The sequence below is a fragment of the Sphingomonas sp. PL-96 genome (assembly GCF_020707215.1).
In the GTDB taxonomy this organism is placed as follows: Bacteria; Pseudomonadota; Alphaproteobacteria; order Sphingomonadales; family Sphingomonadaceae; genus Sphingomonas.
Genome location: NZ_JAJFET010000003.1, coordinates 18827 through 32491 on the forward strand (window position 1 = coordinate 18827; position 13665 = coordinate 32491).

14 protein-coding genes are annotated in these 13665 nt (G+C 67.1%); 6 read left to right on the forward strand and 8 right to left on the reverse strand.

Annotation, left to right across the window (positions count from 1 at the left end; genetic code table 11):
* Position 1 precedes the first annotated feature (1 nt).
* From LK533_RS07580 to LK533_RS07590, 3 genes are read left to right on the forward strand one after another with little or no spacing between them, the layout of a single operon-like run.
* Entirely contained in the window at positions 2–361 is a 360-nt protein-coding gene (locus LK533_RS07580) for a hypothetical protein (RefSeq protein ID WP_229362188.1), read from the forward strand.
* Positions 358–1935: an FAD-binding oxidoreductase gene (locus LK533_RS07585; RefSeq protein ID WP_229362189.1), complete on the forward strand. Its 1578-nt coding sequence runs from the start codon at positions 358–360 to the stop codon at positions 1933–1935. Before LK533_RS07580 ends, LK533_RS07585 begins: the two co-directional genes overlap by 4 nt.
* A complete protein-coding gene (locus LK533_RS07590) occupies positions 1932–2729 on the forward strand; it encodes an alpha/beta fold hydrolase (RefSeq protein WP_229362190.1) in 798 nt (265 codons plus the stop codon). Before LK533_RS07585 ends, LK533_RS07590 begins: the two co-directional genes overlap by 4 nt.
* Here the strand turns inward: LK533_RS07590 and LK533_RS07595 are convergent.
* Positions 2726–3247 carry a VOC family protein gene (locus LK533_RS07595; protein WP_229362191.1) on the reverse strand — a complete coding sequence of 174 codons (522 nt, stop codon included), beginning with the start codon at positions 3245–3247 and terminating at the stop codon, positions 2726–2728. The genes LK533_RS07590 and LK533_RS07595 overlap by 4 nt on opposite strands.
* Positions 3244–3936 carry a hypothetical protein gene (locus LK533_RS07600; protein ID WP_229362192.1) on the reverse strand — a complete coding sequence of 231 codons (693 nt, stop codon included), beginning with the start codon at positions 3934–3936 and terminating at the stop codon, positions 3244–3246. The genes LK533_RS07595 and LK533_RS07600 overlap by 4 nt, the downstream gene beginning before the upstream one ends.
* Before the next feature lie 136 nt (positions 3937–4072).
* Between LK533_RS07600 and LK533_RS07605 the strand changes: the two genes are divergently transcribed.
* Both LK533_RS07605 and LK533_RS07610 read left to right on the forward strand, forming a co-directional pair.
* Positions 4073–5026 carry a VOC family protein gene (locus LK533_RS07605; protein ID WP_229362193.1) on the forward strand — a complete coding sequence of 318 codons (954 nt, stop codon included), beginning with the start codon at positions 4073–4075 and terminating at the stop codon, positions 5024–5026.
* Positions 5027–5166: 140 nt separating this feature from the next.
* Positions 5167–6081, forward strand: coding sequence for a polysaccharide deacetylase (locus LK533_RS07610; RefSeq protein WP_229362194.1), 915 nt, complete (start codon positions 5167–5169; stop codon positions 6079–6081).
* Between the two features lie 64 nt (positions 6082–6145).
* Here the strand turns inward: LK533_RS07610 and LK533_RS07615 are convergent, their stop codons facing one another.
* The 6 genes from LK533_RS07615 to LK533_RS07640 form a co-directional block, all read right to left on the reverse strand.
* Entirely contained in the window at positions 6146–6955 is an 810-nt protein-coding gene (locus LK533_RS07615; RefSeq protein WP_229362195.1) for an alpha/beta fold hydrolase, read from the reverse strand.
* Positions 6956–6974: 19 nt separating this feature from the next.
* Positions 6975–8099, reverse strand: coding sequence for a zinc-binding dehydrogenase (locus LK533_RS07620; RefSeq protein ID WP_229362196.1), 1125 nt, complete (start codon positions 8097–8099; stop codon positions 6975–6977).
* Positions 8099–8959, reverse strand: a complete 861-nt coding sequence (locus tag LK533_RS07625) for an isocitrate lyase/PEP mutase family protein (RefSeq protein ID WP_229362197.1) — start codon at positions 8957–8959, stop codon at positions 8099–8101. The genes LK533_RS07620 and LK533_RS07625 overlap by 1 nt, the downstream gene beginning before the upstream one ends.
* Before the next feature lie 9 nt (positions 8960–8968).
* Positions 8969–9556, reverse strand: coding sequence for a 3-isopropylmalate dehydratase small subunit (gene leuD / locus LK533_RS07630; RefSeq protein ID WP_229362198.1), 588 nt, complete (start codon positions 9554–9556; stop codon positions 8969–8971).
* Positions 9553–10932, reverse strand: a complete 1380-nt coding sequence (gene leuC / locus LK533_RS07635) for a 3-isopropylmalate dehydratase large subunit (protein ID WP_229362199.1) — start codon at positions 10930–10932, stop codon at positions 9553–9555. The genes leuD and leuC overlap by 4 nt, the downstream gene beginning before the upstream one ends.
* A 98-nt stretch (positions 10933–11030) precedes the next feature.
* Positions 11031–11807 (reverse strand): IclR family transcriptional regulator domain-containing protein, encoded by a 777-nt coding sequence (locus LK533_RS07640; RefSeq protein WP_229362200.1) that lies wholly within the window; start codon positions 11805–11807, stop codon positions 11031–11033.
* Positions 11808–12030: 223 nt separating this feature from the next.
* On the opposite strand from LK533_RS07640, the gene LK533_RS07645 reads away from it, so the two are divergent.
* Positions 12031–13539, forward strand: a complete 1509-nt coding sequence (locus LK533_RS07645) for an aldehyde dehydrogenase family protein (protein WP_229362201.1) — start codon at positions 12031–12033, stop codon at positions 13537–13539.
* Positions 13540–13665 lie beyond the last annotated feature (126 nt).

Here is a 13665-nt window from a genome sequence, read left to right on the forward strand (position 1 = left end):
CATGACGACGCAGACACTTCCGCCCATGCTTCGCAGCGCCAAGGGCAAGCGGCCGAGCTTCTACGACACGCCAGGTCTAGACCAGATGATGTCGATGATCATGGTCCTGGCCGGTGAGGTATCGGTGCTCGCGGACCAGATTGACCTGATGCAGCGGGTTGCCGGCAGCAAAGGGCTGGACCTTGCCGAGGGCATGAAGACGATCGAGCTCAGCCAGGAAGCGCTGGAGGAGCGCGAGGCGCGTCGCCAGGCGATGCTCGACCGCCTGTTCTACCTGATGCGCAAGGAAGCCGCCGAGGCGGAAGCCGAGGAAACCGCCGAAGGCTATAGTCGGGTGATCGAAGAGATCGCGCAGGGATGAGCGTCGCGGTGGAGGAGCGGGCCTCCCTTGCGAGCCGGCTGACCGAGATCGTTGGTCAGGATAACGTCCATACCGGTGCGGCCGTGGAAGCGCGTGCGACGGACGTGTTCCGCGCGGGCGCCATGCCGGTGGCGGTGGTGCGGCCGGGGAGCGTGGAAGCGCTGCAGCGCGTGGTGGAGCTTGCCGCGTCCGAAGGCGTGCGCTTCACCGTGCGCGGCGGCGGTGCCTCCTATACCGACGGCTATAGCGCGCGCGACGCGGGCCAGCTGCTGATCGACCTGGGGGCACTCGACCGGATCCTGACGATCAATTCGGTCGACGGCTATGTCACGGTCGAGGCAGGCGTCACCTGGGCGGCGCTGCGCGATACGCTGGCCGCGCAGGATCTGCGCACGCCCTTCTGGGGACCGTTCTCAGGGCTTGCCGCCACGGTTGGCGGATCGATGTCGCAGAACACGATCAGCCACGGATCGGCGGCCTATGGCATCTCGGCGGATTCGGTGCTGTCGTTCGACGTGGTGACCGCCGATGGCAGCATCCTGAGTACCGGCCCTGCGGCGGTGGGCGCCAAGCCCTTCATGCGCCACTTCGGACCCGATCTGACCGGGTTGTTCACGGGCGATTGCGGCACGTTGGGCATCAAAGCGCGTATCACCCTGCCGGTGATCGCGCGGCGGCCGACCCACCGGCCGATCTCCTTTGCCTTCGAGACGTTCGAGGCGATGCACAAGTCGATGCGGCTGATCGCCCGCGAGCGGATCGAGGACACCCATTTCGCGCTGGATGCCGCGCTGTCGCAGGGACAGATTGCGCGGCAGGAGCGGGCCGGCGCCACGCTGGGCATGGCGCTGTCGATCGTGCGCAGTTCGCCGTCTCTGGCCGCCGGCGTGCGTCAGGTTGCCAAAGCCGCGCTGACCGCCCGGCGGCAGATCGGCGCTGCCAAGTACATGACCCACTATATCGTCGAGGGGTTCGACGATGCCGAGGTGAAGGCGCGGCTCCACCGCATTCGAGCAATCAACCAGGGTCTGGGCCCCGAGATCGCGGCGACCGTGCCGGCGGTGGTGCGCGGCACGCCGTTCGCCCCCTTGTACAACGTGCTCGGGCCGTCCGGTGAGCGCTGGGTGCCGCTGCACGGCAACCTGCCGCATTCGGCGGTGCCGGCGTTCCACGCCGCCTATATGGCGCTGCTGGAAGCACGCGCCGCCGATATGAAGGCGCACGGCGTGTGGTGCGGCGGCATGTATGGGGCGATCGGATCGGGCGGGTTCCTGTACGAGATCGCGATCTACTGGCCCGACGAGATCACCGCCTATCACAATGCCACCGTGCCGGCCGACTATCTCGCGGGGCTGCCGCGTTACCCCGCCAATCCGACGGCGCGCGCCTATGTCACGCAACTGAAGGCCGACCTGGTCGACCTGCTGGTGGCGCATGGGGCGGTCAACTTCCAGCTCGGCCGGGCGTATCCCTATGCCGGGCGTTTGGAAAAGGCGCCGCTCGGCCTGGTGAAGGCGATCAAGGCAAAGCTCGATCCGGAAGGTCTGGTCGCGCCGGGCAATCTGGGGTTGTGAGCAGCGGCCGAACGCTGCGCAAGGCCTATGTCGACTTGCCCGATGGCCAGGTGCATTGTCGGGTCGTGGAGGGACGCGATCCAGCGATCCTGTTCCTGCACCAGACGGCGAGCTCGTCCGCGAGCTACGTTCCGCTACTTCGGGCGCTGCGTCTTCCGAACCGGCTGGTGGCGATCGACACGCCGGGGTTCGGCGGCTCCTTCGATCCGGAAGGGGACCCGAGCCTCGCCGACTATGCGGGATGGGTCGTCTCAGTGGCGGATGGCCTCGGCTGCGATACGTTCCATATCTTTGGCCATCACACCGGCGCCAGCCTCGCGCTTCACCTCGGCGCCGATCTGCCGAGGCGGGTACGTTCGGTCATTCTCGCTGGGGCGGAGTTCATGACCGTCGACGAACGCGAGGCGCTGGAGGCCGGGCTCGGCACCCCGCTCTATCCACAGGCGGACGGGAGCCATCTCCTTGCCAACTGGTCCTACGCCGCGCAGTTTAATCCGGGTTGCGACGTCGAGCTGCTCCACCAGGAGGTGCTGTCCATGGCGCGAGCGTGGCGGGGCCGGGCGCAGGCGTATCGCGCCGTCGCGCGTGGAGACTCGGTCGCCAGGGCCAGAGCGCTGGCGTGCCCGGCGCTGATCCTCACTTCGCCCGGCGATTACTTCCACGCGATGGTCGATCGGGCGCGGGCGGCCCTGCCCGATGCGGCGCTCGCGGTGACGGGGGGCGACAATTTCCAACGGAGCACGGATCCGGACGGAGTCGCGCGCGCGATCGAGTGGTTCTTCGCCGGCCTCTAAGCGCCTTCGCGGCCGGTGAGTTGCTGCTCGCCGGGATCGGTCTCAACCAAGTTGAGCAGGACGCCGTCGGGATCGCGTAGGCAGACTTCCTGCTGCGCGCGGTGCGGCATGCGGAACATTTCCGGCTCGGGCGACCAGGTGGCGCCAGCCGCACGAAGCGCGTCCAGCGTGCTTGCCATACTGCGCACGTAGAAGACCAGCGCAACCTCGCCGATGCGTGCCGGTCCGCTGGCCATGGGCACTGTTCCGGGCTGGAGCGCGGGATCGATCTTGAACAGCCCGATCATGCCGTAGTTCGGCCCATCGTCGCTCTTGCAAATGCGCAGGGCGAGCGGCCCGTGATCTGCAAACCCGAGGATGGTGGAGGCGGACGGATCGAGCAGCACCCCCTCATAATAGATCCGGGTGAAGCCCAGCGCCGCGTAAAAGCGGCAGGAGCGCGCGAGGTCGCGGACAAAGATCGTGCCGCGGATCAGCGAGGATACCGTGCGTTCGGACAGTGCTACTTCCACCGTCATGCTTCGCTCCATTCGGCCAGTTCGTACCAGGTCTCGATCAGCGACCAGCGCATCAGGAGGAACAGATTGTCCTGCGCCCGCACCCACAGGTCGGCCGCGGGCCAGTCCTCGCGCCAGCGCAGCGCATAGCGGCGTGCGGCGAACCGGCCGGCGGCGACCTCGATCTCCTCGGCGCCGACATATGCCGCGTCGATGGTCATCAGGCGCCCGCCGATCGCCTCGTCGCCATTGGGCGATACCGAATTGGTGACGGTGGCGATCGGGCGGAAACGGCCCGGATCGTCCGTGCCACGCTGTTCGACGATCAGGGCGTCGCCCTGAAGCGGGTGGAGGCCGAGATAGGGCAGGGGCGCTTCGGTCGGGATAAACTGCTGGGGGGCTGCCTCGCCCGCGATGCTGGAGTCGACCCGCACCCCGTCCGGCTCAACGCGGCACCACAGCACCCCCTCGGTGCGGCCCCCGCGGGTGACGCGGCAATAGCCTTCCTGTGGCCGCCAGTCGTGCGCCAGCGATAGCGTCACGTCGCGCAGCAGGTCGACATCGTCGAGGACGCACAAAGCGCGCAGGATGTGGCCGCCCGGATGCGAGCACAGGTCGAACGTCTCGCGGCCCACCTGCGCGCCATCCCCGGCGCGATAGGCGATGCTCCCCTGGAGCCTGCGGGACAGAGCGGATGGGACTGCCTTCATGCCGCGACGCTATGCGGCGGCGGGCACGGCGCTGTCTGCAACCTTGTCCCTGTCCGCCAGTCGGGCAGGACCGCTGCCGCTGTACCTTCCCGCACGCGCGCTGGCACATTCGCCGGGTTGTCGCTTGGGGTTCGGGATGAGCGGATTCGTCGAAATCGTCTGGAGTGTCGTCGACATCGATCGCGCCTGTGCCGCGATGGTCGATGTTGCCGGCTACCAGCGGCACGACTTGCCCTACGCTACGCCGGAGGAACTGGCTTACTGGAACGTGCCGGGCTGCACGGGGATCGCGCAGGCCATGCTGACGGCGCCGGGCGAAACCAAGGGCAGCTTGCGGCTCGTCTCCTTTCAGGGCTGCAGGAGGCAGCCGATCCGCCCCAGCCAGCGCACCTGGGACAGCGGCGGGATCTTCGACCTCGATCTCTTCGCGCGCGACGCGCGCGGCATCTATGACGCGCTGGTCGAGCGCCACGGCTGGACTGCGTTCGGCAACCCTGTCGATTATGTAATGGGTGCGTTCGACGTGACCCAGGTGGTGGCACGCGGCCCCGATGGACTGGTGCTGGCGATCATCGAGCCGCGGCAGGCGGTGGAGATCGCGCTACCGCCGGCGGACCGGCTCACCCGCATCTTCAACTCGACGCAATTGGTGCGCGACGTTGGCGACGCCATCGCCTTTTACACCGACGTCCTGGGGTGGAAGGTGATGATGGACATGGTGATCGACGATGCGGTGGAGCCTGGCGCGGACGTATTGGGGCTGCCGATGCCGTACGCCAGGGCGGTGCGCCGCCGGGTCGCGATCGTCCATCCCGAGGGGCGCAACGATGGTTCGGTCGAGCTGATCGAGATCGACTTTGCCGGCGAGGATTATGCCGAACGCGCAGTGGCGCCCAACATCGGGTTGCTCGCGCTGCGGGTTCCCGTCGATGACGTCGCATCGCTGGCGGCGCAGGTGGCTGGATGCGGGCACGCGCTGCATACCCCGCCGACGCTGGTCGACGTCGCCGCTATCGGGCGCACCCTGTTGTTCAGCGTACGCACTCCCGACGGCGCGATCATCGAGTTTTTCGAAGCCGGGGGCGCATGACGCGCTGGATCGCCCGCTCGCATTGATTATGCCTCTGCAGCTTCCCGCCCTGCCGCCGCCGGCATGGCCGGGAGCGCCTGGCGCGTCCGCCCGGACACGCTTTCTTGACCACAGCCGACTGCAACACCGGAGCTGCCCTGATGGAATATGATTACGTCCCGCTGCCCCAGCGCAATCCCCTTCAGTGGCCGGGCGGCGCGCGGGTCGCGTTGGTCCTGACCTTCAACCTGGAGACCTGGGATCTGGTGAAGGACACGGACAAGCCTTATTATGCCGGCGGCCCGTCGATCCTGCCCGACATCCTTCCCGGCAACACGCCCGATTTCCCCAACTACACCTGGCGCGAATATGGCCAGCGGGTCGGGCTGTGGCGGATGATCGACCTGTTCGACGAACTGGGCGTCAAGGCGAGCTGCACCACCAACGCCGTCACCTTCGAGCGGCGCAAGGCGATGACCGACGCGGTGCTCGAGCGCGGCTGGGAATTGCTGACCCATAATTGGGAGCAGGGCGAGCTGCTGACCAATTTCGCCAACGATCCCGCCAAGGAACGCGAGATCGTGTTGCGCACGCTGGACCAGTTCGAGAAGTTCACCGGGCGCAAGTCCAAGGGCTGGTTGTCGTCGTCGCTGCGCGGCACGCTTCAGACTGCGGACATCCTCGCCGAGCAGGGCTGCACCTTCTACTGCGACATCATGAACGATGATCAGCCGTATCTGCTGCGCACGCCGAACGGCCCGATCGTGTCGGTGCCCTATTCGAACGAGATCAACGACTTCACCTTCATCACGCGCAAGAACTACACGACCGACCAGTTCCGCGACGCGCTGATCGAGGAACTCGATGTCCTGAATGAAGAAGGCGCCAAGACCGGGCGGATCATGAACGTCGGCTTGCACCCGCACGTCTCCGGCCGTGCGCACCGGATACGCGCGCTGCGCGAGTTCATCGAGCATGCCAAGTCGCTGCCGGGCGTGTGGTGGGCCACGCGCGAGGAGATCGCGGCCTGGTATCTGGAGAACCATGAGGCGCACATTCCTGGCCAGCTTGGCTGACCGGCACTTGAGCTGAGAAAGCGGGGGCGGGACGATCGATATCCCGCCCCCTTTTTTCATCTGCTCAAGGGTGATTCTGAAGGAAGTCGGCGATGGCGTACCCCCAGGCCTCGGGCGCCTGATCGCAGATGTCGATGCCGCCGCCCTCGATCTCGCGATAGGCGAAATCGGGACGCAAGCGGTGCGCGGCAAGCGCAGACGGGTGCGTCATGTCGCCTGTGTTGCTGAGCAGCAGCACCGGCTGGGCGAGGCGCGCGAGCGGTTCGTCGTGCCGATAGGAGAAGGCGGCGTAGTGGCCGTACCAGTAAGCGTCATGGCCATAGGCCTGCATCGCCTGGACGACATAGTCGCTGATCCTCCGCTCACCGACACTGCCGGCCGCCAGCATCTCGCGGATCTCGGCCACTTCAACGAAGTGGCGGCCTTGGGGAAGGGCGGTGAAGGCCCTTTCGCGGTCGACCAGCGTATCGAAGCCCGACTGACGTTCGGCGTCGCTGATGATCATCGGGCCGGCAAGCACCACCGCGGTAATCCGCTCGGGATGGGCGAGCGCCAGCTCGGTGGCGACCAGCGCGCCGGTGTGATGGCCAGCAACGGCCGCGCGATCGATGCCGAGGCTGTCGAGCACCGGCAGCACGGCGGTGGCATAGTCTGCAATCGTCGGCGGCGCAGCAGGCGGGTCGGAAGCACCGAAGCCCGGCATGTCGATCGCGATCGGGCGAAGACCGCGCTCGACCAGCGGTGCGAAGACGTTGGCGAACTGATCCGAACTCATGATTGCCTGGTGCAGCAACACCAGCGGACGTCCTTGCGCGGCATGCTGGAAGTGGATCTGGCCGAACGGGCCGTCGGTATAGCCGCGCCGCAGTTTCATGCTTGGTTGGTTCCCTTCGTCACGGCGTCACCACTTGGCGGATCGCTTGTCCGTTCGCCAGCGCGTCCATCAACTGGTTGATGTTGGCCAGCGCGTTGACGGAGGTGAGCAATCGCTCGACCGGCATGCGCCCTGCCTTCCACAATTCGATATAGCGGGGAATGTCGCGCGCCGGCACCGCCGATCCCATGTAGCTGCCGATCAGGGTTTTGCCTTCGGCTGCTAGCGACAAGGCGGGGATGTCGAACCGTTCGGCCGGATTGGGCAAGCCGACCGTGACGATCCGGCCGCCGCGACGGGCGGCCTGGTAGGCGGCGATCAGCACCGCGGCGCGGCCGACCGTCTCGACCACCACGTCGGGGCCGCCGTCCGGAAACAGGCCGCTGAGCGCGTCCGCTGCCCCCTCGGGCGCGAGTGCGGTCGCGCCAAGCTCCTCCGCGATCCGGCGCTTCTCCGGCGACGGATCGATCGCGGTCAGCGTCCTGGCGCCGATCGCCCGCGCAGCCAGCAGCGCCGACAGCCCGACACCGCCCAGGCCGTAGATCAGCACCGTCTCGCCTTCGCGCACGGCGGCGGAGTTGAACACCGCGCCGGCGCCGGTGAGCACCGCGCAGCCGAACAATGCCGCGATCTCAGGCGGGAGATCGTGCTCCACCTTCACGGCCGAGCGGCGGTCCACCACCGCGTGGCTGGCGAAGGCGGAAATGCCGAGGTGATGATGGACCTCGTCGCAACCGTCGTGCAGGCGCCGGCCACCGTTCAACAGCCGCCCCTCGCCATTCGCCGCCGCGCCTGTGCCACACATATAGGGCTCGCCTGCGAGGCAGCGGGCGCAGGTGCCGCAAGCGGGCAGGAAGGCGAGGATCACCCGATCGCCGACCGCGAAGTCCGGGTCGTCGGGCGAACCCAGCGCCTCCACGATCCCGGTCGCCTCATGGCCGAGCGCCATCGGCATCGGCCGGAGCCGGTCGCCGTTGATCACCGACAGGTCGGAATGGCACAGGCCCGCCGCGTCGATCCGGATAAGCAGCTCGCCTCGTCGCGGCGCATCCAGCTCGAGCTCGGCGAGGCGCAGCGGCTGCGTCTGCGCATAGGGTTGGGCATGGCCGCCCGATCGTTCCAGCAGCGCTGCCGTGATTCGCATCAGTCGGCTTGTCCCCATTTACGATCGAACGCCCAGACGTCCTCGAACCCGATCATGCCGCAGAAGGTCCTGAAGTCGAACACCTCGGGATCGCTCGGCTCGCCTTCGCCTGCGTCGCGCAGCTGGATCAACGCCTTTTCCATCGCCGAAGCCGCAACCAGGCTGGTGAGCGAGGGATAGATGCCGAAGGCAAAGCCGATCTCGGCCAGCACGCTCGCGTTGAGCGGCGGAGTGAGGCCGCCATTGGCGATGTTGACTAGCACCGGCTGATCGAACTCGGCGCAGACGGTGCGCATCTCCTCCTCGCTTTGCAGCGCTTCGGGGAAGAGGATGTCGGCGCCGGCCTTGGCATAGGCTTCGAGCCGGCGCAGCGTGCCGTCGAGTCCCTCGGACTGGCGCGCGTCGGTGCGCGCGATGACCAGCATGTTCTCGCGCGCGTCCACCGCGACCCGCACCTTGTTGGCCATGTCCTCGGCCGACACCACTCGCTTATAGGGGGTGTGGCCGCACTTCTTGGGGAATTCCTGATCCTCGAGCTGAATCGCCGAAACGCCCACGGCCTCATAGCCGCGCACGGTGTGGTGGACGTTGAGCAGCCCGCCATAGCCGGTGTCTGCATCAGCGATCAGTGCGGCCTCTGAGGTCCGCTTCACCGTCGCCATCCGGTCGACCATCTGCGAATATCCGACGATCCCGGCGTCCGGCAGCCCATAAGCGGAGGCGGTGAGCCAATAGCCGGTGCCGTATACGACATCGAAGCCGACACGGTCCGCGACCACGGCTGCGATCATGTCCTGGACGCCTGGCACCACGAAGAACTGCTTGGTGGCGAGTTTGTCACGCAGGCGGGTATCGGTCATCTGTCTATCCTACCAGAGCCAGGGCATCGCGCGGCGCTGGGCCGCCTCGAAGCTGGCGATGTCATTTCCGTGCAAGCTTTGGATGCGGGTGATCTCGCTCCAGCCGTTGAGCAGCGCCGCGCGCTGGGCCGGCGCCACGTCGAAAGCGAGCGGCGGCAGGCCGTCGACCCTCAACCGCTGCTCGAGGAGGTCAACGGTGAAGCGCCCGCCCGATGTCGCGCTCGCGTGAAGCGCCGTCACCGTCTCTGTGTCCAGCCGGATCGGGAGCATGCCGTTCTTGAAGCAATTGGAGTAGAAGATCTCGCCGAAGCTTTCCGCGATGATCACGCGGACGCCGAGATCGTCCAGTGCCCAGGGCGCCTGTTCGCGGCTCGAGCCGCAGCCGAAGTTGGGGCCGGCGACCAGGAAGGGCGGGACCTTGCGCAGATCGGGCGCGATCGGAAAGGCGGGATCGTTGCGCCGGTCGTAAAAGGCAAAGGCGCCGAGCCCGGTGCGCTCGGTGATCAGCAGAAAGCGGGCGGGATAGATGATGTCGGTGTCGATGTCCGCCTGCGGCAGTGACAGCGCCTGGCCCGTGACCCTAGTCAGCGGGGTCATGCCCGGCTGCTCCGCACGTCCACGATGCGGCCGGCGAGTGCGGCTGCGGCGACCATCGCCGGGCTCATCAGATGGGTGCGCGCGCCGATCCCCTGGCGCCCTTCGAAATTGCGATTGGAGGTGGAAGCACAGCGCGCGCCCGCCGGCAGGCGATCGTTGTTCATCGCCACGCACAGCGAGCATCCCGGCTCCCGCCACTCAAACCCGGCCTTGAGGAACACGCGATCGAGCCCTTCCGCCTCCGCGTGGCGCTTGACCGCGGCGGAGCCGGGCACCACCAGCGCACGTACCCCGGGGGCGACATGGCCGCCGCGCGCCACGTCGGCCGCAGCGCGCAGATCCTCGATCCGCCCATTGGTGCAACTGCCGATGAATGCGTGGTCGATGGGAAGGCCGACAAGCGGGGCGCCGGGTTCGACTGCCATATAGTCCAGTGCGCGGCCCAGCTTTTCGCGGCCTTGCGGCACCGCGCCATCGATCGCGATTACCTGATCCGGGCTGGTGCCGAAGGTGACGTGCGGCGCGATCTCGTCGGCGCGAATCACCACTTCGCGGTCGAACATGGCGTCGTCGTCCGATCGCAAGCCGCGCCAGTAGCTTAGGGCCGCATTCCAGCGGCTGCCCGATGGGGCGCGGGGCCGGCCCCACACATAGGCGAAGGTGGTCTCGTCGGGCGCGACCAGCCCCGTGCGCGATCCCGCCTCGATCGCCATATTGCAGAGCGTCATCCGCCCCTCCATCGACAGCGCGCGCACCGCGGGGCCGGCGAACTCGATCGCATGCCCGACCGCGCCCGACGCGCCGATCCGGCCGATCAGCGCGAGTGCCATGTCCTTGGCCGACACGTACGGCGGCAGCTCGCCCTCGAAAACCACCCGCATCGTCTTGGCGCGCGTCTGCCACAGCACCTGGGTAGCCATGACGATGCCGCACTCGCTGGCGCCGATGCCGAAGGCGAGCGCGCCGAACGCGCCATGCGTCGAGCTGTGGCTGTCGCCGCACACCAGGGTGACGCCGGGCAGAGTGAAGCCCTGCTCGGGGCCGATCACATGGACGATGCCCTGGCCGCCGCCGTCAAGGGGAAGGTATTCGATTCCGTAGCTGGCGCAGTTGCTTGCCAGCAATTCGATCTGCGCCGCGGCTCGCGGATCGGCAATCGGCTGGTCACGGGCCTGGGTGGGTACGCTGTGGTCGGCCACTGCTAGCTGGGTTTCGGGGCGCCGCACGGGCAGTCCCTCCTCGCGCAGCATCGCGAAGCTCTGCGGGGTGCTCACCTCATGGAGCAGGTGGCGATCAATGTAGAGCAGCGACGGGCCCTCGCCGCCGTCGACGACGAGGTGCGCGTCCCACAATTTCTGGTACAATGTCCGGGCCATCTCGCCTGAGCGTTACCGCGCCGGCCCTGCCGGGCCACAGCCTCCGGCACGGGTTTATCCGCTGTGCGGGCAGCCGGCGACAGCCGCCCGCTTCTCCCTCAGCCGCGGGTGGAAATGCCGCTCAGGTCGCTGCTGATCGCAGCGGCACAGGCCTTGAGCGTTGGCAGGTAGCGCTCGATCGCCGTATCGAGCTTCATGGCGCTGACAAAGAACACCATCGTCATGGCGGCTTCGAACTCGCCGTCGTTGAAGATCGGCACCGCGATCGAGGAGGTCTTGCCCGGCGTGCGATTATAGTGGTTGCGCCCCTGGACGGCATAGCCGTTGGCGCGGATCTTCTCCACGTCGAGACTGACCTGCGCGGAGCGGAGATAGTCCAGCTCCACCTCGGGCATCTCCCGCATCCAGCCCAGGATCATCTCGCGTTCCTCGTCCGCTGCAAAGGCGAGCGACAGGCGGCCCGAGGCGCTGTCCAGGATCGGCAGGCTGAACCCGGGATAGTAGTTCTCGAACGTCAACGCAGTGTTGGCGTGGGTGCTGTCGCGCAGCATCATCCGGCGCCCGACGCGGATCGCGATCGAGATCGGCCAGCCCACCTCGCGGGTGAGTTCCACGATGTGCGGGCGGGCGGTGCTGACCAAGTGATCGCGATGCTGGAAGCCGTGCGACAGCGTCTGGACCAAGGCTGTCGGACGATAGCGCTTGCGGGACGGTTCCTGCTCGATCAGTCCTTCGAACAACAAGGTCTGCACGATCCGGCATGCGGTGGGGTAAGGCACGCGGGAGGCCTTGGAGATCGCCATCATCGTCAGCGAGCCATGCTCGTTGATCGCCTTCAGCGCGGCGATCGATCGGCTGAGCGATCGGATAGGCACGCCTTTTTCCATCTGTGCGACTCCTTGATGACATTTCAATGTCCGACAGGTGACCACGACGCTACCGATGTGCGGATATTTTCGCTGCTTTTAACCGACTGTCGGATAGAAACCAGATCGCCGGCATCGGATCGGCGAAAGCTTGGATCACCTCACCATCGGGCATGCGCCGGGGATCGTCGCTCCCGAACCTTCGCTCCTTCTGCTTCATGGGACTTTGACATTGCTCCAGATCGATCGGCCGGGGCTTCGCCCGCAAACCCAGTCCTTCCTTGATCGCCGGGCGAGCGGCGAGGGGCTCTTGATCGATGGCGCCTGGACCCAGGCAGCAGGCGGCGGGACCCTGCCGACCGTCGATCCGGCGACCAATGCGGAGATCGGCCGGATCGCGGACGCTGGGGAAGGCGACGTCGACTCGGCGGTGCTCGCTGCCCGGCGGGCGCTGCCCGGCTGGAAGGCGACCACGCCCGCGCAGCGCGCCCGCATCCTCTGGGCCATCGCCGACCTGCTGGAAGCGCGCATCGACGAACTCGCCGAGCTGGAGACGTTGGACCAGGGCAAGCCGCTGTTCGTGGGCCGATGGGCGGAGATCCCGGGCGCGATCAATCAGTTCCGCTTCTTCGCCGGCCAAGCGATGGCGATCGAAGGCCGCGTGATCGACAATTCGATCGACTATCAGCCGGCGGGCAAGCAGGTGCGGAGCTGGACGGTGCGCGAGCCGGTCGGCGTGGTCGCTGCGATCGTGCCCTGGAACTCGCCCGTGGTGCTCACTGCGATGAAGCTTGCGCCAGCGCTCGCGGCCGGCTGCACGATTGTCCTGAAACCGGCCGAAGACACGTCGCTCACCGCACTGATGCTGGGCGAGCTGATGATGGAGGCCGGGCTGCCTGCAGGCGTGCTCAACATCGTTACCGGGCTCGGCAGCCGCACCGGCGCCGCGCTCGCCAATCATCCGGGTGTGTCGAAGATCGCCTTTACGGGATCAACCCAGACCGGCCGGGCGATCATGGATTCGGCCAAGCGCGACTTCAAGCGCGTGACGCTGGAGCTTGGTGGCAAGTCGCCTTCGATCGTCATGCCCGATGCGGATCTCGACCTCACGATCCCCGGTGTCGCCAACGGCATCTTTTTCAATGCCGGGCAGGTCTGCATCGCCGGGTCGCGTCTTTACGTGCACCGCTCGATCTACGACCAGGTCGTGGACGGCGTGGTCCGCTACGGCAAGGGGCTCACCATGGGGCACGGCCTTGCCGCCGAGACGCAGATGGGCCCGCTGGTCTCCGGGCGGCATGCGGCGCGGGTGGCGCAGTTCGTCGACACCGCGCGCCAGGATGGGGCCACCGTGCTGAGCGGCGGCGAGTTGCTGGGCGAGGCGCAGACCTTCATCGCTCCCACGGTCGTCGTCGACGTCCGTCCCGACATGGAGATCGTGCGCGAGGAGGTGTTCGGGCCGGTCGTGGTCGCGCAGCCGTTCGACGAAGTCGAGGAGGTGATCGAGTCCGCCAATGCCAGCCATTATGGGCTCGCCGCGAGCGTCTGGACGCAATCGCTCTCCACCGCACACCGGATGAGCAGCGCGATTGAGGCCGGCACGGTGTGGATCAACTGCCACGCGATGTACGATGCTTCGCTGCCGATCGGCGGCATCAAGCAATCAGGGTCGGGACGCGACAGCGGCCGCCAGGCGCTCGACGGCTATCTCGAGTGGAAGACCGTCTGCGCAGTGCTCTGATCGGCACCGCGACCCGCGTGTGACCGCTGAGCGGACAACCGAGAGGTCAATCTATCCGGTTCCGGCTGGTTCCGGTGAGGATGCACTCGGCGGTCACGACGTCTCAGAAAGTGGATGCCGGACGGA